At 36.1% G+C, this 23,727-nt stretch carries 27 protein-coding genes; 25 read left to right on the forward strand and 2 right to left on the reverse strand.

The window, feature by feature from the left end; translation table 11 throughout:
- The first annotated feature begins 63 nt into the window (after positions 1-63).
- From JOC83_RS02030 to JOC83_RS02145, 24 genes are all read left to right on the forward strand, one after another.
- Positions 64-345, forward strand: coding sequence for a YqhV family protein (locus tag JOC83_RS02030; RefSeq protein WP_205183016.1), 282 nt, complete (start codon positions 64-66; stop codon positions 343-345).
- 76 nt (positions 346-421) lie between these two features.
- Positions 422-1,360: a stage III sporulation protein AA gene (gene spoIIIAA, locus JOC83_RS02035; protein WP_205183018.1), complete on the forward strand. Its 939-nt coding sequence runs from the start codon at positions 422-424 to the stop codon at positions 1,358-1,360.
- Positions 1,357-1,869: a stage III sporulation protein SpoIIIAB gene (gene spoIIIAB / locus JOC83_RS02040; RefSeq protein WP_205183020.1), complete on the forward strand. Its 513-nt coding sequence runs from the start codon at positions 1,357-1,359 to the stop codon at positions 1,867-1,869. Before spoIIIAA ends, spoIIIAB begins: the two co-directional genes overlap by 4 nt.
- 18 nt (positions 1,870-1,887) lie before the next feature.
- Positions 1,888-2,094: a stage III sporulation protein AC gene (gene spoIIIAC / locus JOC83_RS02045; protein WP_205183022.1), complete on the forward strand. Its 207-nt coding sequence runs from the start codon at positions 1,888-1,890 to the stop codon at positions 2,092-2,094.
- Positions 2,095-2,114: 20 nt separating this feature from the next.
- Positions 2,115-2,498 carry a stage III sporulation protein AD gene (spoIIIAD, locus tag JOC83_RS02050; protein WP_205184746.1) on the forward strand — a complete coding sequence of 128 codons (384 nt, stop codon included), beginning with the start codon at positions 2,115-2,117 and terminating at the stop codon, positions 2,496-2,498.
- A gap of 26 nt (positions 2,499-2,524) precedes the next feature.
- Positions 2,525-3,703: a stage III sporulation protein AE gene (gene spoIIIAE, locus JOC83_RS02055; RefSeq protein ID WP_205183024.1), complete on the forward strand. Its 1,179-nt coding sequence runs from the start codon at positions 2,525-2,527 to the stop codon at positions 3,701-3,703.
- A gap of 16 nt (positions 3,704-3,719) precedes the next feature.
- Complete coding sequence (gene spoIIIAF, locus JOC83_RS02060; protein WP_205183026.1) at positions 3,720-4,364, forward strand: stage III sporulation protein AF; 645 nt, start codon at positions 3,720-3,722, stop codon at positions 4,362-4,364.
- A complete protein-coding gene (spoIIIAG, locus tag JOC83_RS02065; protein WP_205183028.1) occupies positions 4,357-5,028 on the forward strand; it encodes a stage III sporulation protein AG in 672 nt (223 codons plus the stop codon). The genes spoIIIAF and spoIIIAG overlap by 8 nt, the downstream gene beginning before the upstream one ends.
- Positions 5,029-5,030: 2 nt before the next feature.
- A complete protein-coding gene (locus tag JOC83_RS02070) occupies positions 5,031-5,675 on the forward strand; it encodes a SpoIIIAH-like family protein (RefSeq protein WP_205183030.1) in 645 nt (214 codons plus the stop codon).
- A 559-nt stretch (positions 5,676-6,234) separates the two neighbouring features.
- Positions 6,235-6,753: an acetyl-CoA carboxylase biotin carboxyl carrier protein gene (gene accB / locus JOC83_RS02075; RefSeq protein WP_205183034.1), complete on the forward strand. Its 519-nt coding sequence runs from the start codon at positions 6,235-6,237 to the stop codon at positions 6,751-6,753.
- Positions 6,754-6,767: 14 nt separating this feature from the next.
- Positions 6,768-8,120 (forward strand): acetyl-CoA carboxylase biotin carboxylase subunit, encoded by a 1,353-nt coding sequence (gene accC, locus JOC83_RS02080; protein WP_205183037.1) that lies wholly within the window; start codon positions 6,768-6,770, stop codon positions 8,118-8,120.
- Between the two features lie 28 nt (positions 8,121-8,148).
- The gene (locus JOC83_RS02085; protein WP_205183040.1) at positions 8,149-8,550 is read left to right on the forward strand and encodes an Asp23/Gls24 family envelope stress response protein; all 402 of its coding nucleotides are present in this window, start codon (positions 8,149-8,151) and stop codon (positions 8,548-8,550) included.
- Positions 8,551-8,702: 152 nt separating this feature from the next.
- Positions 8,703-9,092 (forward strand): transcription antitermination factor NusB, encoded by a 390-nt coding sequence (nusB, locus tag JOC83_RS02090; protein WP_205183042.1) that lies wholly within the window; start codon positions 8,703-8,705, stop codon positions 9,090-9,092.
- A gap of 164 nt (positions 9,093-9,256) precedes the next feature.
- Positions 9,257-10,597, forward strand: a complete 1,341-nt coding sequence (gene xseA / locus JOC83_RS02095) for an exodeoxyribonuclease VII large subunit (RefSeq protein WP_205183044.1) — start codon at positions 9,257-9,259, stop codon at positions 10,595-10,597.
- A gap of 5 nt (positions 10,598-10,602) precedes the next feature.
- Positions 10,603-10,836, forward strand: coding sequence for an exodeoxyribonuclease VII small subunit (locus JOC83_RS02100; protein ID WP_205183046.1), 234 nt, complete (start codon positions 10,603-10,605; stop codon positions 10,834-10,836).
- A 38-nt stretch (positions 10,837-10,874) separates the two neighbouring features.
- The gene (locus tag JOC83_RS02105) at positions 10,875-11,732 is read left to right on the forward strand and encodes a polyprenyl synthetase family protein (protein ID WP_205184748.1); all 858 of its coding nucleotides are present in this window, start codon (positions 10,875-10,877) and stop codon (positions 11,730-11,732) included.
- A gap of 434 nt (positions 11,733-12,166) precedes the next feature.
- Positions 12,167-14,071 carry a 1-deoxy-D-xylulose-5-phosphate synthase gene (dxs, locus tag JOC83_RS02110; RefSeq protein ID WP_205184750.1) on the forward strand — a complete coding sequence of 635 codons (1,905 nt, stop codon included), beginning with the start codon at positions 12,167-12,169 and terminating at the stop codon, positions 14,069-14,071.
- Positions 14,068-14,904, forward strand: a complete 837-nt coding sequence (locus JOC83_RS02115; protein ID WP_205183048.1) for a TlyA family RNA methyltransferase — start codon at positions 14,068-14,070, stop codon at positions 14,902-14,904. Before dxs ends, JOC83_RS02115 begins: the two co-directional genes overlap by 4 nt.
- Positions 14,905-15,126: 222 nt before the next feature.
- Positions 15,127-15,576 carry a transcriptional regulator AhrC/ArgR gene (gene ahrC / locus JOC83_RS02120; RefSeq protein ID WP_205183050.1) on the forward strand — a complete coding sequence of 150 codons (450 nt, stop codon included), beginning with the start codon at positions 15,127-15,129 and terminating at the stop codon, positions 15,574-15,576.
- Between the two features lie 216 nt (positions 15,577-15,792).
- Complete coding sequence (gene recN / locus JOC83_RS02125; protein ID WP_205184752.1) at positions 15,793-17,514, forward strand: DNA repair protein RecN; 1,722 nt, start codon at positions 15,793-15,795, stop codon at positions 17,512-17,514.
- A gap of 339 nt (positions 17,515-17,853) precedes the next feature.
- The gene (spoIVB, locus tag JOC83_RS02130; protein WP_205184754.1) at positions 17,854-19,137 is read left to right on the forward strand and encodes a SpoIVB peptidase; all 1,284 of its coding nucleotides are present in this window, start codon (positions 17,854-17,856) and stop codon (positions 19,135-19,137) included.
- 403 nt (positions 19,138-19,540) lie between these two features.
- Positions 19,541-20,329, forward strand: a complete 789-nt coding sequence (spo0A, locus tag JOC83_RS02135) for a sporulation transcription factor Spo0A (protein WP_205183052.1) — start codon at positions 19,541-19,543, stop codon at positions 20,327-20,329.
- 148 nt (positions 20,330-20,477) lie between these two features.
- The gene (locus tag JOC83_RS02140) at positions 20,478-20,720 is read left to right on the forward strand and encodes a site-specific integrase (protein ID WP_239583266.1); all 243 of its coding nucleotides are present in this window, start codon (positions 20,478-20,480) and stop codon (positions 20,718-20,720) included.
- Positions 20,721-21,038: 318 nt separating this feature from the next.
- The gene (locus tag JOC83_RS02145) at positions 21,039-21,680 is read left to right on the forward strand and encodes a hypothetical protein (RefSeq protein WP_205183054.1); all 642 of its coding nucleotides are present in this window, start codon (positions 21,039-21,041) and stop codon (positions 21,678-21,680) included.
- 597 nt (positions 21,681-22,277) lie between these two features.
- Here JOC83_RS02145 and JOC83_RS02150 read toward each other — a convergent pair.
- Complete coding sequence (locus tag JOC83_RS02150; protein ID WP_205183056.1) at positions 22,278-22,418, reverse strand: YycC family protein; 141 nt, start codon at positions 22,416-22,418, stop codon at positions 22,278-22,280.
- Positions 22,419-22,542: 124 nt separating this feature from the next.
- Between JOC83_RS02150 and JOC83_RS02155 the strand changes: the two genes are divergently transcribed.
- A complete protein-coding gene (locus JOC83_RS02155; protein ID WP_239583267.1) occupies positions 22,543-23,268 on the forward strand; it encodes a glycerophosphodiester phosphodiesterase in 726 nt (241 codons plus the stop codon).
- Between the two features lie 51 nt (positions 23,269-23,319).
- On the opposite strand, the gene JOC83_RS02160 is transcribed toward JOC83_RS02155, so the two are convergent.
- Positions 23,320-23,580, reverse strand: a complete 261-nt coding sequence (locus JOC83_RS02160) for a DUF2627 domain-containing protein (RefSeq protein WP_205183061.1) — start codon at positions 23,578-23,580, stop codon at positions 23,320-23,322.
- Positions 23,581-23,727: the final 147 nt, after the last annotated feature.

The raw sequence follows: 23,727 nt of genomic DNA on the forward strand, positions 1-23,727 counted from the left end.
TGTTCAACACACCTAACAATGATCGAAACGAAGCTAGATAGACTACTTATAGGAGAGGACGATATGAAGCAGTGGTTAGAAACAATAAATGGCTCTGTTTTAATAATGGCTTGTTTACGTTTTGTTTCTTCATTTATTGAGTTAACAGTCGCCGTTTTAATTTTAATGAACAATGATGTGAAAAAAGCCTTGATGTTTAATGGATTATTAGCACTTGTTGGCCCATTTATTATGATTGCATCTTTTACAATTGGGCTCGTATCTGTCGCGGATCAGTTATCGTTTGCAAAACTTGCTTTTATAGTGATAGGGGTACTTTTTATTTTAATCGGTATTTTTAAGTAGCGTGTTAAGAGACAAGTCATAAAGTAAACAAGCTCGCATACATTTTAACTAATGAAAAAAATGCGAGGGGATTCGTATGTTACAAGAAGTGATGCAAGTGTTACCGAAGTCAATAGAAGAAGCAGCCTCTAGGTATATCCATTCGTCAGCTAATTACTTAGAAGAGATTCGAATCCGTGTTGATCGACAAATTGAGTTCATTGTAAATAATCGACCCTACTTTCACCCCTATATCGCCACAAAGGAAGATGCGCTGTTCATCCTTAATAAGCTTAGCCATTTTTCCATTTATATGATTGAAGAGGAGTTAAAGAAAGGTTACGTGACAATTGAAGGTGGTCATCGAGTTGGTTTAGCAGGAAAAGTCATTACAGAGAACGGACGAGTGAAAGTCATTCGAGACGTAACGTCTTTTAACATTCGAATTGCTAAACAGAAAATAGGCATTGCTAATAAGTTAATTCCATTTTTACATGAGCGTAAGTGGATGAATACAGTACTAATTGGTCCTCCACAAACAGGAAAAACAACAATGGTAAGGGATTTAGCGCGAATTATGAGCCTTGGCGTAGCAGAACAACGTATTCAACCAGTAAAAGTAGGGATTGTAGATGAACGTTCTGAAATAGCAGGATCTGTAAAAGGAGTGCCTCAACATACATTTGGTACAAGGTTAGACGTGCTAGACAGTTGTCCTAAAGCCGAAGGTATGATGATGATGATTCGATCGATGAGTCCAGACATTATTGTTGTAGATGAAGTAGGCAGGCAAGAAGATTGTGATGCGGTACTAGAAGCTGTGAATGCGGGTGTGCATGTTGTTATGACTGTACATGGATATGACATTGAAGATTTAAAAAAGCGGCCAACAATAAGAGAACTATTAAATTTAGAAGTATTTCAGCGATTTATTGTTTTATCAAATCAAAATGGACCAGGAACCATTAAAACGATTTATAACGAAGCACATAAGCGAATCTATACTCAGCAAGCTGTAGAAGGTGATGTTATATGAAGGTATTTGGAGCCATTTTTATTTTGCTTGCATCGACATGGACGGGCTTTGAAATGGCAAAGCAACTAAGTGAGCGTCCGAGGCAATTACGACAGCTGAAAGCGGCACTACGTTCATTAGAAGCGGAAATTATGTATAGTCATCGACCACTACATGAAGTATCTTTGCTTTTATCCTCGCAAATGCCAAAGCCGTTGTCATGGCTATTTAAACAATTTGCAACCAAGCTGCAAAAAGGAGATCAAAACGTCAAGCAGTGTTGGGATGACAGCATTGATGAAGTGTGGAAAATGACAGCCTTTAAACAAGGTGAGCTAGAAGTATTAAAACAGTTTGGTGAAACGTTAGGTCAACACGATCGCTATTCACAACAAAAACACATTATGTTAGCGCTGAATCATCTTGAAAGAGAAGAAAGTGATGCAATTGAGAGACAGCATCGATATGAAAAAATGGTAAAGAGCTTAGGATTTCTTTCAGGGTTACTACTAGTCATCCTATTGATGTAGTGATTGGAGGATAACAGAATGAGTGTAGATATGAATACAATTTTTCAAATTGCTGGTATTGGGATTGTTGTAGCGTTTCTTGTAACAGTACTAGAGCAGATGGGGAAGAAAGATTACGCAAATTGGGTTACGTTAATGGGCTTTATTTACATTTTATTTATGGTAGCTTCCATCGTTGAAGACTTGTTTAAAAAAATTAAAGCAGTCTTTTTGTTTCAAGGCTAAAGGAGGGATTAGCGATTGAGATCATCCAAATTGTTGGCTTAGGATTAGTCGCGACGTTTTTAGCGTTAATTGTAAAAGAACAAAAACCCTCCTTTGCGTTTTTACTCATTGTATTTGTTGGCTGTGTTATCTTTTTGTTTCTAATTGATCAAGTATATGAAATCATTCGTATGGTTGAGAGGCTATCTGTAAATGCACATGTGAACATGATTTATGTTGAAACAATATTAAAGATTATTGGGATTGCGTACATTGCAGAATTTGGTGCACAAATTACAAAAGATGCTGGTCAAGGGGCAATCGCTTCAAAGATTGAGCTCGGAGGGAAAATTCTCATTCTAGCCATGGCCATCCCAATTTTAACCGTCATTATTGAAACCATCATCTCAATGCTACCAACCTAAAAACATTTATATCATGGGGTGACAAAATGAAGTGGGTAAATCTAAGGCACTATCGTCTCATTCTTTTTTTCTTACTCCTTTTTTTCTTGCCAGAAGAGGTACAAGCTTCTCAACCTCAACAGCAGCTTGTGGATAATCAGCTTGACACAATTGGAGTAGAAGAAATTAAAGCCTTTTGGGATGATATTCTAACGCAATATGGAGGTTTTTTACCAGAAAGTCAAAAAGGTAGTTTGGTAGACTTTTTAAGCGGAGAAAAGAAATTTTCAATAAAAGAGTGGTTTGTAGGGTTTGTAAAGTTCTTTTTACATGAAATTATTGCAAATGGAAAGTTGCTTGGTACGTTAATTATGTTAACCATCTTCAGTGTTTTTTTGCAGACGTTGCAAAATGCATTTGATCAAAAAGCCGTTAGTAAAGTCGCATATGCTCTTGTTTATATGGTACTCATTATTATTGCTTTAAATAGCTTTCAAGTAGCCATCTCCTATACGCAGCATGCCATTCAAACGATGACACAGTTTATTTTAGCTCTCGTCCCGTTATTACTTGCTTTGATGGCTACATCAGGAGGCATTATATCAGCTGCATTTTTTCATCCTATGATTATCTTCTTAATGAATACAAGTGGATTATTAATTCAATATGTTGTCATGCCGCTTTTATTCTTATCCGCACTATTAAGCATTGTGAGTACACTTTCAGATCAGTATAAAGTAACACAGCTAGCTCAGCTACTTCGGAACATTGCGATTGGATTACTCGGAATCTTTCTAACCATTTTCTTGGGAGTTATTTCTGTTCAAGGAGCTACTTCTGCTGTAGCTGATGGAATTACACTTCGTACTGCTAAATTTATTACAGGGAATTTTATTCCAGTAGTTGGAAGAATGTTTACAGATGCAACAGATACGGTTATGGGTGCTTCCTTGCTTTTGAAAAATACAATAGGTATTGCAGGGGTAGCCATCCTCTTACTAATTGTTGCTTTTCCTGCTTTGAAAGTTCTATCACTAGCCATTATTTATAAATTAGCAGCTGCCTTGTTACAACCAATCGGTGGAGGTCCTGTCATTACGTGTTTAAGTATTATTAGTAAAAGTGTCATTTATATCTTTGCAGCATTGGCAATTGTATCACTAATGTTTTTCTTATGTTTAACCGTCATTATTACAGCTAGTAATGTAACCATGATGGTTCGTTAAAGTAGGGAGTGAGTATATGGCTGCTTTGACAGGTTGGATTACGAACATTGTGTTATTCATCTTACTTGCAACAATTATTGATTTACTATTACCTAATTCGAATCTACAAAAGTATGCAAAACTTGTAATTGGGCTGTTGCTCATGTTAATTATCATTACACCTATTTTTCAAGTGTTTAAGGTAGACGTAGACAAGCTCTTAGTTTCTATGAATTTAACAAGTAATGATGAAGAACAAAAAATGAAAAATGTAATTGAATTAAAGAAAAAAGAAATACAAGCTTCTCATCGTGCATATACATTAGAACAAATGGCTGTCCAAATGGAGACAGGTGTCAAAGAGGAGTTGATGGAACAGTATGGTGTAGCAATCGATCATATTCACATCGAAACAGCAGAAACGACTGATACCCCCACACCAGAGAACATTAATGAAAGCATTCGCTCCATTCATATTGTGATTAGTGAAGATAAAGAGGAATCAGAATCAGAAGTTGTTTCGGCCGTGAAAGTCGTTTCCATTGATACCTCCAAACCAATGCAAGTTGAAAAACAACATAAAGAAACGTCACACATCTCGGCGTATCTCGCAAATAAATGGGGCATCGATCTAAACAAAGTCACTGTGAACTTGGAGGAGGGATTAGAAGAAAATGAGTAAGAATCATGACAGCCCGTCTTTTTTTCGGCGTCTCTTTTCAACCAGTAATCAAACGACTGATAAAAAAGGTGATAAGAAACCACCGAAAATCGCTTATATGGGTGTGTTGCTAGCAGCTGGTGTAGCCATAATGTTAATAAGTAATTTAACATTACTTAATGAGCCTGCAGCGCCAAGTGGTGGGACGATTCAAGTGAATAGCAGTGAGGAAGCACCTGCTTTTAGCCAAAAAAAAGCACCTCAATCAAGTTCAATGGCAGATTATGAAGCTCATTATGAATCGCAATTAAAGGACGTATTGCAAGCCATTGTTGGGGTAGATGATGTTGAAGTTATTGTCAATCTTGATGCAACTGAATCAAAAGTATATGAGAAAAATAGTGTCAGCCAATCACAAACGACCGAGGAGACAGATAGAGAAGGTGGCACACGAAAGGTTCAAGATAGTTCAACAGATGAGCAGTTAGTGATCGTACGGAACGATAATCAAGAAAAGCCAGTTGTTGTCAAAACAAAAAAGCCTGAAATTCGAGGTGTACTTGTTGTGGCAAAAGGGGCTAACAACATTGAAGTAAAGAAGTGGATCATTGAGGCTGTCACGAGAGTGTTGGATGTTCCAAGTCATCGTGTTGCTGTTTTACCAAAGAAATCTAAGGGGGAATAAAAATGTTACTTAAAAAGCAAACAGTTTGGTTGTTAACAATGTTAAGTTTGGTTGCCGTGTTATCCGTTTATTATATTACATCACCTGAAACTCCACCGAGCAACATGGCAGTGGCACCGGAAGAAGAGAAAGAAGTAACAGAAGAGGAAAAGTCTGCTGACGGCAAAGAGGAGAAACCTGCTGAAAGTGGCGAAGAAAAGTCTGATGAAGAAGGTACAAAAGATGAAGAAGGAAGCAAGGATACAAAAGAGCAAAGTGCTGTAAAAGAAACAACCGTTGTATCGAGTGTAGATAGTGATGAGCTATTTACTGCACTTCGCTTAGATATTACAGATGAAAGAAGTAAATTACGACAAGAACTCACAGATGCAACAGCAGCAAAAGGGGCAACACCAGAACAAGTGAGTAAGGCAATGGATAAAATTCAAGAATTATCACAAATTGAAGAAAAAGAACTTGTTCTTGAAACATTGATTAAATCAAAAGGATACGGAGACGCACTAGTAAGAGCAGATGGAGGACAAGTGAAAGTAACGGTAAAAGCGAAAGAGCAATCAGCGAGTCGAGCCAATGATATTATTCAACTAGTGAAAGATGAATTAGGTTCAAAACAATATGTAGCAGTAGAATTCCAACCTGAAAAATAAAAAATGAGGGGGCGACCACACTGTGGTTGCCCCCTCATTTTGTGGCTTGGCTAAATAATTGAACATTTTTTGTTAGAGTCACAAGAGAGAGTAAAGTAAGGAAAGATTAAAATTTAAAGAAATTGTTCAAATCAAATAAAAAATAGTTATAAGGGAGTACTTTTTTTACAATAGTGTTTTATGGAAAAAGAGGGTGAAAAATTTAACATGGCGTTATCATGCTAAATCAGTTATAATAGGTTTCATACCCTTGTATTAGTACTAAGTAATAAAAAAGTGATTTAACGGTTTACTAGTTATTTATATAGGATTTGTAAGCCGTTTTTTGGTTTTAAATAGGCTAGACAAATAAAAGATACTTTATACATGTTAGCGCCTATTTATTACATAGCCTCAAAATTATATGAGAAAAGTAATGAGTTTGATGATGTGACATAAGTAACGAAAAAAAGAATGAAAGTGTTCTCAATATTTTTTCAGAATTATTGAATTACAACAAGTTCGTGTCGTATCATTAGAGTAAGTTAAAAAGTATAATTATTAGACAGGAGTGTTTTGTTTGTTAAAGATTCAAGAAATTCGCGAAATCATCAAATTAGTCGATCAATCAACTATTGAAGAGTTTGTGTATGAACACTCAGATTCGAAAATTAAGTTAAAGAAAAAGGGTGCTATTACAGCAAAGCAAGCAACAGCTCCACAAGTAATTGTAGAAGAAGTAAGACAACCAGTTGCTGAATCAACTCAACCTGTAGCAGCTGTCCAAGAAACAGTAGCACCAAAAGTAGCAGATAATCAACAGGTAGAAAAGAATACAGCTACAAGCCAAGATGAATCTTTACATAAAATTACCTCTCCAATGGTAGGAACATTCTATGCATCTTCTTCTCCGGATTCAGATCCATATGCACGAGTTGGAGATCGTGTGAAGAAAGATAGTGTTGTATGTATTGTAGAAGCAATGAAATTATTTAATGAAATTGAAGCGGAAGTAAATGGTGAAATCGTTGAAGTATTGGTTGAAAATGGACAGCTTGTAGAATACGGACAACCACTTTTCTTAGTGAAAGCTGAGTAAGGGGAGCGTTTGATATGATAAAAAAAGTCTTAATTGCCAATCGTGGAGAAATTGCTGTCCGTATTATCCGCGCTTGCAAAGAATTAGGGATTGAATCAGTTGCTGTTCATTCAGAAGCAGATCGTAATTCCTTACATGTACAATTAGCAGATGAAGCTTATTGTATAGGTCCTACAGCTTCTAAAGATAGTTATTTGAATTTCACCAATATTATTAGTGTAGCTACATTAACAGGGTGCGACGCGATTCATCCAGGATATGGATTTTTAGCGGAAAACGCTGATTTTGCAGAGTTATGTAGGGAATGTAACATTATATTTATTGGCCCAAGTCCTGAAGCTATTACGAAAATGGGGACTAAGGACATCGCACGTGAAACAATGAAGGAAGCAGGAGTACCGATTGTGCCAGGCTCTACAGGAATTGTAGAATCTGTTGATGATGCAATGAAGATTGCTAATCAGATTGGATATCCTGTAATTATTAAAGCAACTGCGGGTGGTGGAGGAAAAGGTATCCGTGTTGCACGAACAGAACAAGATCTTGTAAAAGGAATTAAAATTACACAACAAGAAGCAGCAACGGCATTTGGAAATCCAGGTGTGTATCTTGAGAAATACATTGAAGACTTCAGACATGTTGAGATTCAAGTGTTGGCTGATTCACATGGTAATACTGTTCACTTAGGTGAGCGCGATTGTTCAATCCAGCGACGACTTCAAAAGTTAGTCGAAGAGACACCTTCTCCTGCATTAGACGGTGAAACACGTCAGAGAATGGGTGAAGCTGCAGTAAAAGCAGCTGAAGCTGTGAACTATACAGGTGCTGGAACAATTGAATTTATCTATGATCATAACGAAAATACGTTTTATTTCATGGAAATGAATACACGCATTCAAGTAGAGCATCCGGTTACAGAAATGGTAACGGGGGTAGACTTAATTAAAGAGCAAATTAAAGTTGCAAATGGCGATAAGCTTTCGTTCAAGCAAGAAGAAGTTACATTTAACGGTTGGGCGATTGAATGTCGAATTAATGCAGAGAACCCAGAGAAAAACTTTATGCCTTCTCCAGGAACGATTCATATGTATCTACCTCCAGGTGGGTATGGAGTTCGTGTTGACTCGGCAGTTTATCCAGGGTATGCTATTCCTCCATACTATGATTCAATGGTGGCAAAGTTAATCGTTCATGCGCCAACGCGTGAAGAGGCAATTGCACGTATGAAGCGAGCGTTGAGTGAATTTGTAATTGAAGGGGTAGCCACAACTGTGCCTTTTCATTTAAAATTGTTAAGTCATCAGAAGTTCATAGACGGTGAATTTAATACAAAGTTTCTTGAGCTACATGATGTAATGAATTCGTAGTATAGTATAAGTATAGGAGGTGCTGTACATGAATGAAAATCATGTATTAGAAATGGAAGAACATCCGAATTCCCTTGGAAGAGTAGAAATTGCACCAGAGGTCATTGAAGTGATTGCTGGCATTGCAGCATCTGAAGTTGAAGGTGTGACTGCAATGAGAGGGAACTTCGCAACGGGTGTGGTTGAGAAATTAGGTAAGAAAAACCACGGTAAAGGCGTAAAAGTCGAATTGAGTGAAACTGGCATTAAAGTGGACGTGTATTGCATGATGAAATTTGGTGTGTCTATCCCAGTTGTTGCACAAAAAGTTCAAGATAATATTCGTCAAGCATTAAAGAATATGACCGCAATTGAGCTAGAAGAAGTCAATATTCATATCGTGGGTGTTCAATTCGATGTCCCTAAATTAGAAGTAGAACAACCTGAATAATCACCACGAAAGTTTGTTTCTTTTCAAAGCAAGCTGTGGTAAAGTGAAAAAGACTGTCTCGTTATGATAGACGGTCTTTTTTCATGCTTAGAAACTATGTTATGATCTTGGTATAATATAACGATAAGGTTAAATAAAGGAGAACATGTAAGATGAAAAGACGTACAGCACGCGAAAAAGCATTACAAGCAGTGTTCCAATATGACTTAGGACAAATTGAACCAGCAGAGGCTATTCAAAATGTCGCTCCACAACAAGAGGTGGATAGCTTTTTACAACGATTAGTATTAGGAACAGTTGAACATAAAGAAGAAATCGATGCGATGATTCGCACTCATTTAGAAAAATGGACGCTTGAGCGTGTTTCAACCGTAGATCGTTCTATTTTACGATTAGCGATTTATGAAATGAAATATGAGCAAGATATTCCAACAAGCGTAACATTAAATGAAGCAATTGAGTTAGCTAAAAAATTCAGCGATGAGCAAGCAAGTCGTTTTATTAACGGTGTGCTCTCAAAAGTAGTGATGGATTTATCATAACTAGTCGTATGATTTTTTTGGTAAATGGAAAAAGGAAAAGCAATAGAAGAGAAAAAGTATACCTCATCTGTTTCTTTTCCTTTTCCTTCAGTATACCAATAAAATGGTTGACTATTACTCACGCGTAATGACTAGTTGTGCCTCTTTTAAAAGGAGACGATTGTATGAGTGAAGTACGATATTTAACGGTTACCGCTTTAACAAGATATATTAAACGAAAATTTGATGTTGATCCCCACCTTCAAGATATATGGATAAAGGGTGAGATTTCTAACTTTAAACTCCATAGTCGTGGCCACATGTATTTTACCCTTAAAGATGAGAATGCACGTATTCAAGCTGTTATGTTTGCTGGACAAAACCGTCAGCTAACCTTTCGCCCGGAAGAGGGAATGAAGGTGTTAATTCGAGGTGAAATCTCTGTTTATGAACCTAGTGGTAATTATCAAATGTATGTAAAAGAGATGCAACCGGATGGTGTCGGTAGCTTATATTTAGCTTATGAACAATTAAAGGCAAAGCTTGAACAAGAAGGGCTATTTTCTTCTATACATAAAAAATCAATTCCAACTTATCCAACCCATGTCGGAGTGATTACGTCTCAAACAGGAGCAGCAATCCGAGACATCATGACGACATTGAAGCGAAGATATCCTATTGCAAAAGTCATTGTAATCCCCGCCTTAGTTCAAGGAGTTCACGCAGCGCCTTCTATTGTACAAGCTATTGAAAAAGCTAATGAGCTTGGACAATTAGATGTGTTAATTGTTGGGCGTGGTGGAGGTTCAATTGAAGAGCTTTGGGCTTTTAATGAAGAAAGTGTAGCAAGAGCGATTTTTAAATCGACAATTCCTATTATTTCAGCCGTTGGTCATGAAACAGATTTTACAATTGCGGATTTTGTTGCAGATTTACGAGCTCCTACTCCAACGGGTGCTGCAGAACTAGCCGTCCCTCATATAACAGAAGTGAAAGAGAGACTGAGTCAACGGAACATACGAATGCAAAGAGCAATGAAAGAAATGATGACGCTTCAAAGTAAACGTTTAGAGCGGATGAAGCAGTCCTATGCTTTTCGTTACCCTCAAAAACTAGTTGAGCAAAAAGAGCAACAACTTGACCAATTGATGGATCGCCTTTATCGTGAAAGTAAAAGGTATCTTCAGCTTAAACGAACGCAATATGAACAACAAACGGGCTTATTGATGCGTAATCATCCGAAGAAAAAAGTAGAACAAGCGCGTGAAAAGCACCAAACGCTAACAAAAGACTTACAACGAGACATGCATACAATCTTAAAGCAAAAGCAATTGCTATTTTCTTCTACTGCATCAAAGCTTCACGCGCTTAGTCCTTTAAAAACAATGGAACGCGGTTACAGCCTTGTCTATAATCATGAACAAGCCTTAATAAAAACAACTAAACAAGTATCAAAGGGTGATACCGTAACGGTTCGTTTAAGCGATGGACAATTACAATGTAAGGTATCACAAGTAGAGGAGTGAAAAGAATGAGCGATAAGCAACAGCATTCATTCGAAGAAGCGATGGAGCAATTAGAAGAAATCGTTGATAAACTAGAAGAAGGAGACGTTCCGTTAGAAAAAGCAATCGAGCAATTCCAAAAAGGAATGGAACTGTCAAAATTTTGTCATGATCGCTTACAGCAAATTGAAAAACAAATGGAACAAATTTTACGTGAAGATGGTCAGCTCGAGCCATTTGTAGTGCAGGAGGAAGAGTAGTTGTGAATAATCCTCATTTTGAACAATACTTCGCTACAATGAAGGAAAAGGTAGAAGTGCAGCTTCCGAATGTTGTTGATCAATTATCTGCACCGTCTAAGCTTAAAGAATCGATGCTCTATTCCTTAACAGCTGGTGGTAAAAGGTTGCGTCCTCTTCTTATTTTTGCTACGTTAAAAGCTTTTCAAAAAAATGAAGAGATAGGGATAGGGGCAGCTTGTGCAGTTGAAATGATACATACCTATTCATTAATTCATGATGATTTACCTAGTATGGATAATGATGATTTACGTAGAGGGAAGCCTACGAATCATAAAGTGTTTGGAGAAGCAGTCGCTATATTAGCGGGAGATGCGCTGTTAACAAATAGCTTTCAAATGATTACGCAGCATAAACACCCTGATGTAAGTGCGGAAATGAAGCTAAAGTTAGTGACAGAATTAGCAATAGCAGCAGGAACAGAGGGGATGGTTGGCGGCCAAATTGCGGATTTAGAAGGAGAGAATCAGCAACTATCACTTGAAGAGTTAGAATATATTCATTTACATAAAACAGGAGCATTGCTACAGTTCTGTGTGAAAGCAGGAGCCATTTTATCTAACGCTTCAGAGTGTCAAGTGTACCAGCTAGAAGAATTTAGTAAGCATATCGGACTCGCATTTCAAATTCAAGATGACATTCTAGATATTGAAGGTACAGAAGAAAAGCTTGGTAAGCCAATTGGTAGTGACACAACGAATGAAAAAACAACGTACCCAGCATTGCTTGGCATGACAAAAGCAAAAGAGAAATTGACTTACCATATCGATCAAGCTTTACATGCTTTATATGAAGCCAATATCGATCATGACATGCTAGAGCAACTTTGTTTATACATAGCTAATCGTGAAAATTAATAAGAGCTGAAAGACCATTCTTAATCGCAAATTTTAATTGAGTAAGCAAAATGCATATGATATAATCTAAACACTACTATGTAAAAAAGGTAGTGCATAGGTTTTTACATGATTATAAGGTTTTTTGGTCGCCGTTATCACATTTGTGTTAGCGGCTCTTTTTTCATATAAGACCAATCCTTAACGAGTGTAATGCTTGTTCCTTAGGGTAGAGTAGTAGTAAAGGCGTTTAGAATAACATGTTAAAATAATCGAATAGGAATTTGCTAGATACACCCTCGTATAGGTATAGCATAGATTTATTCATTGTTTATTGGTAAAATATCAAAGGTGCTATAAGGTGGAAGAAGTACTAAAGGTTGACGTCTATGCATAAAACATTACACAATGTATTAAGGTATATTTATAATATGTGCGAAAGTGAGTGATCCATGTTGGATCTTACAACGATAAAGAATCCTGAGTTTTTGAAAAATATGTCTAGAGAGCAACTCGAGTCATTAAGTGAAGAAATTCGTCAATTTTTAATTACAAAGCTTGCTGTAACAGGCGGCCATATTGGACCGAATTTAGGTGTAGTTGAATTGACAATTGCTTTACATACCGTATTTAATAGTCCAAAAGATAAATTTATCTTTGACGTAGGACATCAATCTTATGTGCATAAAATTTTAACGGGTCGAGCTTGTGATTTTGAGACTATTCGTCAATATAAAGGGTTATGCGGATTCCCTAAGCGAAATGAAAGTGAACATGATGTATGGGAAACAGGGCATAGCTCAACATCTCTTTCGGCTGCGATGGGAATGGCGGTTGCCAGAGATTTAAAGAACACAGGCGAGTACATCATTCCAATTATTGGTGATGGTGCTCTTACAGGTGGAATGGCGCTTGAAGCGTTGAATCACATCGGCCATGAACAAAAAGATATGATTGTTATTTTAAATGATAATGAAATGTCAATTGCTCCTAACGTTGGAGCGCTTCATAGTGTACTTGGTCGCCTTCGTACAGCTGGCAAATACAATTGGGTGAAAGATGAATTAGAAGTATTGCTTAAAAAGGTTCCGGCTGTAGGTGGAAAGCTAGCTTCAACGGCTGAGCGAGTAAAAGATGGCTTAAAATACATGTTTATTTCAGGGATGTTTTTTGAAGACTTAGGTTTTACATATTTAGGGCCTGTAGATGGTCATAATTACGATGAATTGTTTGAAAACCTTCGTTATGCTAAAAAAACAAAAGGGCCCGTGATTGTTCATGTCATTACGAAAAAAGGAAAAGGTTATTTGCCGGCTGAATCTGATAAGATTGGAACATGGCACGGTACAGGACCATATAAAATTGAGTCTGGTGATTTCATTAAACCTGAAAGTCCGCCACCAATTGCATGGAGTAAGCTTGTAAGTGAAACGGTAAGAACTGTTGCTCGTGAAGATTCAAGAGTAGTTGCCATTACACCAGCAATGCCAGTTGGCTCGAAATTAGAAGGCTTTCAAAAGGAATTTCCAGAACGTATGTATGATGTTGGAATTGCCGAACAGCATGCTACGACGATGGCAGCAGGTCTTGCTACTCAAGACATGAAACCGTTTTTAGCGATTTATTCAACGTTTTTACAAAGAGCCTATGACCAAGTTGTACACGACATCTGTCGTCAAAATTTAAATGTCTTTATCGGAATTGACCGTGCAGGTCTTGTTGGAGCCGATGGTGAAACGCATCAAGGTGTATTTGATATTGCATTTTTGCGTCATCTTCCAAACATGGTCTTAATGATGCCAAAAGATGAAAATGAAGGTCAACATATGGTTCATACTGCTCTTAAATATGATGATGGACCAATTGCACTTCGTTATCCTAGAGGAAACGGGCTAGGTGTTCCGTTAGATAAAGAGTTAAAGGCAATTCCAATTGGGACGTGGGAAGTGCTGACGGAAGGGTCCGATGCGACAATTCTTACATTTGGCCCAACTTTACAGATGGCTCTTGAAGCAGCGGATCAATTAAAAGAACAAGGGATATCTGTTGAAGTAGTGAATGCTCGTTTTATCAAGCCTCTTGATGAAACAATGCTACACCATATCTTAAAAGCGAAAAAACCGATCTTAACGATGGAAGAAGCGGTTTTACAAGGCGGATTTGGTAGTGCAGTACTTGAGTTTGCAGCTGAACAAGGTTATCATACAGCTAAAATTGACCGTATGGGTATTCCAGATTACTTTATTGAGCATGGAAGTGTGAATGAACTATTAAAAGAAATTAACTTTACAACAGAAGAAACCGTAAAACGTGTAATGAAATTAACGCAATTAAAACAAAAAGGGCTTGAGGTACGTTGACAAAAAAAGAACGAGTAGATGTGTTATTAGTTGAAAGAGGCTTAGTGGATACAAGAGAAAAAGCTAAGCGTACAGTAATGGCAGGTCTTGTTTATTCAGATGGAAATCGTTTAGATAAGCCAGGTGAAAAAGTAGCACGAGATATTCCGCTATCTATTAAAGGAGCAGTTATGCCTTATGTGAGTCGAGGAGGCTTTAAGCTTGAAAAAGCACTAGCTGAATTTGACGTTGAGGTAACAGGCAAAGTAATGATTGATATTGGAGCATCTACAGGAGGCTTTACAGATTGTGCTCTTCAAAATGGAGCAGTTATGTCTTATGCTCTAGATGTAGGATACAATCAATTAGCGTGGAAGCTAAGACAAGATGAGCGAGTTGTCGTAATGGAGCGAACAAATTTCCGTTATGTCACACCAGCTGATTTAATAAAAGGTATGCCAGAATTTGCTTCAATTGACGTATCTTTTATTTCTCTTCGTTTGATTTTACCTGTGTTAAAAACATTACTAGTTTCTAATAGTGATGTGGTCGCTCTTGTCAAACCCCAATTTGAAGCGGGAAGAGAGCAAGTCGGTAAAAAAGGAATTGTAAGAGACGTTAAGGTTCATGAAGAAGTGTTGCAACAAATGGTCGATTTTTCACTAAAACAAGGATACAATGTACAAGACATGTCGTTTTCACCGATTACAGGTGGAGATGGTAACATTGAATTCTTACTCCATTTAAAGTGGTTAGGAGAAAGAGAAGTTGGAGAAGATGTATCCAATAAAAGTGTAGAACAGACCGTACAACAAGCTCATGATACATTAAAGGCGAAGAAACAAGAGAATTAAACTACCAATGTCAGTGTAATCACTGACATTGGCAACTTGATCATATGCCCTTGTCTTAGATAAAGGCATATGATCAAGTTGATATCATTGAGTACGCTTTTTTTCGAACTATTTTGCCTTTTATAAGTGTAAAAAGGGTTGGAAAACAGCCATTCATTAATCATCGCCCAATTCTTAATTCTTATATAGCGTAACATTATGATAAAAGTGCGAGGTGCCGAAATGAATAAAGGACAAAGACATATTAAAATTCGTGACATTATTACAAATAATGATATTGAAACACAAGATGAGTTAGTAGATATTTTAAAAAATCAAGGATTTAACGTTACTCAGGCAACTGTGTCACGTGACATTAAAGAGTTGCATTTAGTAAAAGTACCTTTGATGGATGGGCGTTATAAATATAGCCTTCCAGCAGATCAACGCTTTAACCCTCTTCAAAAGTTAAAAAGATCGTTAATGGACGCATTTGTTAAAATTGATGGTGCAGGCCATATGCTTGTTATGAAAACTTTACCGGGTAATGCAAATGCGATTGGTGCCTTAATTGATCACTTAGATTGGGAAGAGATTTTAGGGACAATCTGTGGAGATGATACTTGTTTAATCATTTGTCGAACTCCTGAAGATACAGAAGTGATTTCAAATCGCTTTTTAGAGATGCTTTAACAGAATGGGCTGTGTCAAAGAGATCAAAAGGTGTCTCATTTGACACAGCCTGAACATATTCTGTTCCTAGTTCTAAAGGCTTATGAAATGTTCTTTTTTCGGTTCGTTTACGAATTCTTTGTAAGGTATATGAAACAAAACTTGAACTAAAATAGCTCCAAACGATGTTGGCTAGCTGGCATCTGTTTTGAGTGCAATAAAGGTGCGTGAATCTTGTTGTTAGCAGAGTTATCGATTAAAAATTTTGCGATTATTGAATCTTTGTCTATTTCATTTGAGAAAGGTTTAACTGTCTTGACTGGTGAAACAGGAGCGGGGAAATCAATTATTATTGATGCCATCCATTTACTTGTTGGAGGGAGAGGGTCTTCTGAATTTGTTCGCCATGGAACAAATCGAGCTGAAATTGAAGGGCTTGTTTTAATAGACGATCAGCATCCTTGCTATGAAAAAGCAGCTCAAGTAGGCGTGGGAATTGACGACGGCATGATTGTGCTAAGGCGTGAAATTACGACGAATGGTAAAAGTATTTGTCGGGTAAACGGTAAACTAGTTACATTAGCTGTTTTGCGTGAAATCGGGCAAACGTTAGTCGACATTCATGGGCAACATGAGCATCAAGATTTAATGAACCAAGACCGTCATTTAATGTTAGTGGATCAATACGGTGGAGCGAAGATTGATCGTGCGTTAAGTGAGTATCGTCATTTGTTTTATAAATATACAGATTTGAAAAAGCAATTAGAGCAATTAACAGAAAATGAGCAAAAGATGGCTCATCGTCTTGATCTTATTCAATTTCAATTAGATGAAATTCAAGCAGCTAATTTACAACCACAGGAAGACGAGCGATTAACAGAAGAGAGAATAAAAATTGCTAACTTTGAAAAGGTTTACTCAGCCTTAAATGACGCTTACAATGCGCTACATGGTGAACATAAAGGGTTAGATTGGATAAGCTTAGCAATGAATAATACAGAAGATATCGCTTCCATTGAGAAAGAGTATGAAAACATCTCAGAAACCGTTTCAAATTGTTTTTATCAATTAGAAGATGTTTCGTATAGAATTCGACAGCAACTAGATTTGTTAGAATATGATCCAAAAAGGTTAAATTTTATTGAAACAAGGTTAAATGAAATTAACTATTTAAAGCGTAAATATGGACAATCTGTTGAAGAAATTTTAGAATACAGTGCTGCAATTGAAGATGAAATCGATAAAATTAAGAACCGTGATACACATGTTAGTAAGATTAAAGAACAACTAGATAGTATCGCAAAGGATTTATTAGTAGAAGCAACAAATGTGTCAACGGTTCGAAAACAGCTTGCTCGTCAACTAACAGAGAACATCCATCGAGAATTAAAAGAGCTATACATGGCAAAAACAGTATTTGACATTAAAATAGGAAAAATAAATGCAACAGCAAGTGACTTAGTGATTGATAACAAACCAGTAAAGTTTACTAAGGATGGAATTGATCATATTGAGTTTTACATTTCAACAAATCCAGGTGAACCGTTAAAGCCGTTAGCAAAAGTAGCGTCGGGTGGAGAGCTATCACGTATCATGCTAGCGCTAAAGAGTATTTTTTCTCAACATCAAGGTGTGACATCGATTATTTTTGATGAAGTAGACACAGGTGTAAGTGGAAGAGTAGCTCAATCAATCGGTGAAAAAATTTATCATATTGCGGTTAATTCACAAGTATTGTGTATATCTCATTTACCACAAGTAGCGGCCATGGCTGATACACATTTATTTATTTCCAAAACGGTCAAAGAAAATCGTACAATGACATCGGTTGATCCGCTAACAAATGAAAACAAAATCAAAGAAATAGGCCGTATGATTGCAGGCGTAGAAATTACAGATTTAACAAAAGAACATGCAAAAGAATTACTTGCCTTAGCAGATAAAATAAAACAAGCTTAAAGACACATCAAAGTAATGAAATCTCGATGTGAAAAGTGACTTATTTGATATTATTTACAACATGCCTTTCCTCTAAAAATCAGTTATGTCAAAGTGATAGGAGGTAAGGCGTGTTGTATAAAACCCTCTTCTTCTCCTCTCTTTCATAACGAACAAAATAGCCTCTTTTTTATGTAACAAAACTTCTTTAAGGATGTCTTTTTACCCTTACTAAATTTTCTGTGTGAAATTACAGAGTTTTTTCTCGTTGAAGTTATAAATGAAGTGCAAGAAGGTAAAAGTAAAGATGTAGCCATTAAGTTATGGTGTGGATAGGAAGCGAGGAGAGTGGAAAATGATATGCTAAATAGATATAGATATGTAATAGGCGTAATTCTCCTTGTTTCACTCATTATGGTAGGTTTTTTCCCAAAGTTACAGCAATATGTAAATATTCCAAAGAAAATCATCGTATTTGAAAATCAAACCGTTCATATGAATACATCTCTACCTGTATCGTCCATGTATGGAGAATCAACGATTTATGATATAAATCAAGGTGATTCTAAATTGACGATCGCAGGAAAAGAGATTGGAAAAGAAGAACTTATGCTACATTTTGCGGGTATTCCTGTTAAGCAAGTAGATGTGCAAGTTCTCTCCGATTTCAAAGTTATTCCAGGTGGTCAATCAATAGGGGTAAAATTAAATTCCCGTGGTGTGTTAGTAGTAGGATATCATCAAGTTGATACAAAAGAAGGTAAAAGATCTCCAGGTGAAATAGCCGGAATACAAGTTGGAGATATGATTACAAAAATTAATGGAACAACCATTGAAAAAATGAGTGACATTACACCGTTTATTCAGCAATCTGGTAAAACAGGTGAGCCATTAAACTTAGAAATTATCCGCGATAAAAGCAAATTTCAAACGAAGTTAGTTCCACTAAAAGATAAGCAAGACTACGCTTATCGAATTGGACTCTACATCCGTGATTCAGCAGCTGGAATTGGCACAATGACATTCTATGATCCTAAATCGAAGAAATACGGGGCGTTAGGACATGTTATTTCCGATATGGATACAAAAAAGCCAATTGTTGTAGAAAATGGACAAATTGTCAGATCAACCGTTACATCCATTGAAAAAGGAACCAATGGTGTACCAGGTGAAAAATTAGCTCGTTTTTCAGAAGATAAAGAAATCATTGGTAGCATTACACGAAATAGTCCATTTGGTATTTTTGGAAAGCTTTCTTCAAAAATTGAAAATGGCGTCATGGATAAGCCATTACCAATTGCTTTGTCTCATCAAGTCAAGGAAGGGCCTGCTAAAATTCTTACGGTTGTCAATGATGATGAAGTAGAAGAATTTGATGTAGAGATTGTAAGTACAATTCCTCAAAAATTCCCAGCAACAAAAGGGATGGTTATCAAGATTACCGATTCTAAACTGTTAAATAAAACAGGGGGAATTGTTCAGGGGATGAGTGGGAGCCCAATTATTCAAGATGGTAAAGTGGTAGGAGCAGTTACACACGTATTTGTAAATGATCCAACGTCAGGTTACGGCGTTCACATTGAGTGGATGCTAAGTGAAGCAGGAATTGATATTTATGAAAATAGTCAAAAGAAGGCGAGCTAACTACATTAGTTCGTCTTTTCTTTAGTCATTTTTAGAAAGAATGGCTGTTCAAAAATTGTTTTTAAATCTGTTGGTAATGACAGAGAAAGCTGAGTCTTTTGCGTGGTTTATCAAATAGCAACAAAATGTACGGAAATAGCTTAAAAATATCTCTTCTACAACAGTAATCATTAGTCATAAAATGAAAAGAGTGACTGAATGTAGACAAACAAAAATGTCAACTTGCAATTCAAGTCGAAAAATGAAGAATAAAGAAGAAAATGATAGATTTTCCAATAATTTGAGTTTTTTTCAAAAAAATAAAGGAAAATTTGTTGCATTGTCGAATTCATCAATTAGAATAAAGGATAGGAATCGTTGATGAATCGATATATAACTTTAAGGGATTGAGGAGGAATCTGTTGTGAAAAAGATCAAAGTTTGTTTAGTTGACGACAACAGAGAGTTAATAGGCTTACTAGAGGATTATATTTCAGATCAAGAAGACATGGAAGTAATAGGGGTAGCTTATAACGGACAAGAATGTTTAACGATGTTAAAGGAAAAAGATCCAGATGTTCTTGTTTTAGATATTATTATGCCTCATCTTGATGGACTAGCGGTGTTAAGTCAGCTTAAAGAAATGAAAAAAGAGAACTATCCAAATGTAATTATGCTTACTGCTTTCGGACAAGAAGATGTGACAAAAAAAGCCGTAGATTTAGGCGCAGCTTACTTCATTTTAAAGCCATTTGATATGGAAAACTTAGTTGACCATATTCGTCAAGTAAGCGGTAAAACATCGGCAGTAATTAAGCATCATTCATCTTCTATGAGAACACAACGTGAAGCAAAATCGAACAATTTAGATGCAAATATTACAAGCATTATTCACGAAATTGGTGTACCTGCACATATTAAAGGTTATTTATATTTACGTGAAGCTATTTCAATGGTTTATAAAGACATTGAGTTATTAGGCTCAATTACAAAAGTATTATATCCGGATATCGCTAAGAAATATAACACAACGGCAAGTCGCGTAGAGCGTGCGATTCGTCATGCTATTGAAGTAGCATGGAGCCGTGGTAATATTGATTCCATCTCTTCCCTTTTTGGATACACTGTCAGCATGACCAAAGCAAAGCCAACAAATTCAGAGTTTATCGCAATGGTTGCCGATAAATTACGGTTAGAACATAAAGCTTCTTGAAATTGATAGGGTCAAGGACTTTGACATTCATTTTGTAATTAACGAAAACCAATAAACATGATTTTAAATCAATAAATATTTTTAACGTATGCCCTATGAATTATTTTATTCATTGGGCTTTTTGTGTTTGTGAAAAGAGGAGGGAATCATGAAGTTGTCTGAAACAGAATGGTACTTAAATGAATTTTTGATTTTCTGTCAAAGCAAAAATTTGTCAAAGAAAACCATCTCATCATACGAGCAGACATTAAAACTGTTTCTTTTATGGTTAAAGAATAAGCAAGACCTGGAAGAAATCAATCGAGTGAAGACAGGACACATCATATCAATGAATTGTATCTTGAATTCAAACAGCAAGGCATCAACAAGGATTTATTCCGTAAGGTCTTGACATAAGTGAAAAGTAAAAAGAATATCCGCAATTTTAAAGCGTACTTACGGGGAGCATTGAATAATGTTACTAATTATGTTTCCTTCCGTAATGGCACAAAAGCGTATGATAATCCTATGCACCAATTATTTTACGATTACATAAAATGACGATATTGAAGAAAAATCAAAAGCTGATGTATTCAGTGCGTTTTAGCGATTTGTGCAATGGGTCGTAACAAAACACTCATTAGTTAAAATTTCTCACTTTTTCCCTATTCACCATTTTTTACATAAAGTATAATAAATTGAAATGTATTTCAGGGGAGAGGAAAGCCAGATGAAAAAAGCATTAATCAGTATTTCAGCAGCTTTGATGTTATTGTCACCATTTGCTGGACAAGCAAGTGCAGCTGAATCAAAAGTAGCGTGGAAGGGAAATGAAATCAAAGTCAATCAACTTGGCGTAGTACACTTCGTGAAAGATGTTAAAACATACAAGCGCAACCCAGAAGGTGAAATCATATCTGTTGAGCGAGGTAAGGCTGGTTTGGCGTATCGTGTATATTCGATTGTTAAGAAAGGCGATACTATCGTTTATAACATCGGAGCGAATACACAAGTACAGCAAACAAATCTTGTAAAATATGAACAAGTTCCTGTAGAAATTAGAAGCAAGTTTTTTAATGCAGGCACAAAAGCTCCTGATTTTGATTATGTTGAATATCCGCAATTTACAGGTTTCTCAACAAGCCAAATCGTCAATGAAAAAATTGAAAAAATAATCAATGAGCATATCCAAAACAATCAAACACATATTTTTATGACAACTTACGAAACGAATTTTGATGATAAAGAAGGAAAACTTTTAACGCTCCTTTTCCGTCACTGGTTCTCTAGCAATTACCATGAAGTTGCACAAAAATACTTAATCAATTTAAACAATGGCGAAGTAACTCGATTATCAACAATAGTGTATTAAAACAGTGGTTTGAAATTGATGACTTGAAGAACCTCCCATAATAGGAGGTTCTTTTGTTTATGGAAATTAAAATGAACGAACTGAATAGGTCATAGTTGTGTTTTTTCGAGGTAGGGAGGAAATATCATAAGACACAAAAACACCAATGCTCAATGCATTGGTGCGTTTTGGTGACAATCCTGATCTTTCATCACAATATTATTAATTATTGTTTTAATACTTGCTGGAGTATTTGAACCTCAGCCGACATTACGACCTCTTTTATGCAATTTGATTGAAGTATCAAATATGCGTAAATCATATTAATTGATGGACATAAATTAGTTGAACTTATATTCAAATACAAACTTGAAAATGAAATAATTGTAGATTACGGCACAATAACCTTAGATTGTTGCTTTTTTAAATTATAAAATGGAAATTTTATAAAGGTATTCTACGGAGTGTCTTTATTTTTTTGCCTTCCTTTTTAATAAGGGTTTTTAATTACAAAGTGAGAGAAAAGAGCCTACTTCCTCAGAGTTTATCGCAATGGTTGCCTTTTAGATGTACGTTTCATCGTATATAAAGGCAACCTGGCTTTTTACTTATAAATGATTACTTGTTTTCTTCTTCATTTAACTGTGCTAACTTTTGTAGCAAAATATGTTGAGGCATGTGCATTAATTGTTCAAGAGGAACGTTTAACTTCTCCGCTAACTTAAGAGCCGTTTCGGGTGAAATTTGTAAAGGTTTCATACATAACAACTTCCTTTCAATTGTAAAATGTATGTGTAAGTATAGCAAAAAAAATGTAAAAAGGCAGGTTTTTTTCTTAATTAATGTTATGGTAATGAAAACGAGAAAAGGGGTTGAAGGCACATTGCGTATATTTGGACATAGAGGTGCAGCTGGAACGTATCCAGAGAATACGATGATTTCTTTTAAAGAAGCCATTCGAGTAGGAGCAGATGGTATTGAATTAGATGTGCATATGACAAAAGACAACGAGCTTGTTGTTATTCATGATGAAAAAGTAGATCGAACAACAAATGGAAAAGGATATGTAAAAGACTTAACGTATGCTGAAATTAAAAAACTAGATGCTAGTTATAAATTTAAAAAGCAATATGGAGTCTGTCCAATTCCATCATTAGAAGAGGTTCTACAGTGGGCAAGTGAGCAATTAATAGAAGTTAACATTGAACTAAAAAATGATATTTTTGAATATGCTTATATGGAAATAAAGGCCATTGAACTTATCTATAAATATAAGATGCAGGATCGAGTTATTATTTCCTCATTTAATCATAACAGTTTAGCAAGAGTGCTATCGTTAGATTCTAATCTGGAAACAGCTGTATTATATTCGTATCCACTCTTTGAACCATGGTTATACGCTCAGCATTTAGGGGCAAAAGCATTGCACCCTAATTATCGTACAGTCAATGCAGTGAATGTTGATGTATCTCATGACTTTGCTTTGAAAGTAAGACCTTATACGGTAAACGATATGGATGTAGCGAAACGAATGTATGAATATGGATGTGATGCAATCATTACAGATTATCCAGAAAAAATGGTGAAAACATTTAAACCAACACTTTAGACAATATGACAAAAAATAAACAAGCTATCTCATTTGTATGAGATAGCTTGTTTATTTTTTTGCAGATGTTACTTGTTCAGTTTGTTGAAATCGAGGTTGAACTTTATTTCGCTTTCGATCTCGATGTAAGATGAAGCCTGCGACAAATCCTAAACCTACTAAAAATAAAAGTAATCCTGCTGAAAATTGAACGAAAAGAGAAGTAAACGGTGTCTGTAAGACGCCAAATACCATGTCGCGCATTAGTTTAATACCGTAGCCTGCTAGAATCCCTGGAATTAGTAAAATAAGTAGGGCAATTATTCGTATCATAAAAAGGTCCTTTCCAGAAAATATCTTCTATTTAAGATGATAAAACAATGAAAAAAATTGTCAAGACGCTTTCTTATTCATTATGATAATACTATGCAAAAAGTTGCAAGTGAATGATGACAAAAAATTCATTCGGTTTAAGGAGGG

The sequence above is a fragment of the Priestia iocasae genome, from assembly GCF_016909075.1.
In the GTDB taxonomy this organism is placed as follows: domain Bacteria; phylum Bacillota; class Bacilli; order Bacillales; family Bacillaceae_H; genus Priestia; species Priestia iocasae.

Coding starts and splice junctions, on each gene's coding strand:
- spoIVB (WP_205184754.1), top strand. CDS start 17,854: ATGCTAAATAGATATAGATATGTAATAGGCGTAATTCTCCTTGTTTCA.
- xseA (WP_205183044.1), top strand. CDS start 9,257: ATGAGTGAAGTACGATATTTAACGGTTACCGCTTTAACAAGATATATT.
- JOC83_RS02070 (WP_205183030.1), top strand. CDS start 5,031: ATGTTACTTAAAAAGCAAACAGTTTGGTTGTTAACAATGTTAAGTTTG.
- JOC83_RS02160 (WP_205183061.1), bottom strand. CDS start 23,580: ATGATACGAATAATTGCCCTACTTATTTTACTAATTCCAGGGATTCTA.
- spoIIIAG (WP_205183028.1), top strand. CDS start 4,357: ATGAGTAAGAATCATGACAGCCCGTCTTTTTTTCGGCGTCTCTTTTCA.
- JOC83_RS02085 (WP_205183040.1), top strand. CDS start 8,149: ATGAATGAAAATCATGTATTAGAAATGGAAGAACATCCGAATTCCCTT.
- ahrC (WP_205183050.1), top strand. CDS start 15,127: ATGAATAAAGGACAAAGACATATTAAAATTCGTGACATTATTACAAAT.
- JOC83_RS02145 (WP_205183054.1), top strand. CDS start 21,039: ATGAAAAAAGCATTAATCAGTATTTCAGCAGCTTTGATGTTATTGTCA.
- JOC83_RS02105 (WP_205184748.1), top strand. CDS start 10,875: ATGAAGGAAAAGGTAGAAGTGCAGCTTCCGAATGTTGTTGATCAATTA.
- spoIIIAB (WP_205183020.1), top strand. CDS start 1,357: ATGAAGGTATTTGGAGCCATTTTTATTTTGCTTGCATCGACATGGACG.
- JOC83_RS02030 (WP_205183016.1), top strand. CDS start 64: ATGAAGCAGTGGTTAGAAACAATAAATGGCTCTGTTTTAATAATGGCT.
- accC (WP_205183037.1), top strand. CDS start 6,768: ATGATAAAAAAAGTCTTAATTGCCAATCGTGGAGAAATTGCTGTCCGT.
- JOC83_RS02100 (WP_205183046.1), top strand. CDS start 10,603: ATGAGCGATAAGCAACAGCATTCATTCGAAGAAGCGATGGAGCAATTA.
- JOC83_RS02150 (WP_205183056.1), bottom strand. CDS start 22,418: ATGAAACCTTTACAAATTTCACCCGAAACGGCTCTTAAGTTAGCGGAG.
- spoIIIAE (WP_205183024.1), top strand. CDS start 2,525: ATGAAGTGGGTAAATCTAAGGCACTATCGTCTCATTCTTTTTTTCTTA.
- spoIIIAF (WP_205183026.1), top strand. CDS start 3,720: ATGGCTGCTTTGACAGGTTGGATTACGAACATTGTGTTATTCATCTTA.
- spoIIIAA (WP_205183018.1), top strand. CDS start 422: ATGTTACAAGAAGTGATGCAAGTGTTACCGAAGTCAATAGAAGAAGCA.
- JOC83_RS02140 (WP_239583266.1), top strand. CDS start 20,478: ATGAAGTTGTCTGAAACAGAATGGTACTTAAATGAATTTTTGATTTTC.
- nusB (WP_205183042.1), top strand. CDS start 8,703: ATGAAAAGACGTACAGCACGCGAAAAAGCATTACAAGCAGTGTTCCAA.
- spoIIIAC (WP_205183022.1), top strand. CDS start 1,888: ATGAGTGTAGATATGAATACAATTTTTCAAATTGCTGGTATTGGGATT.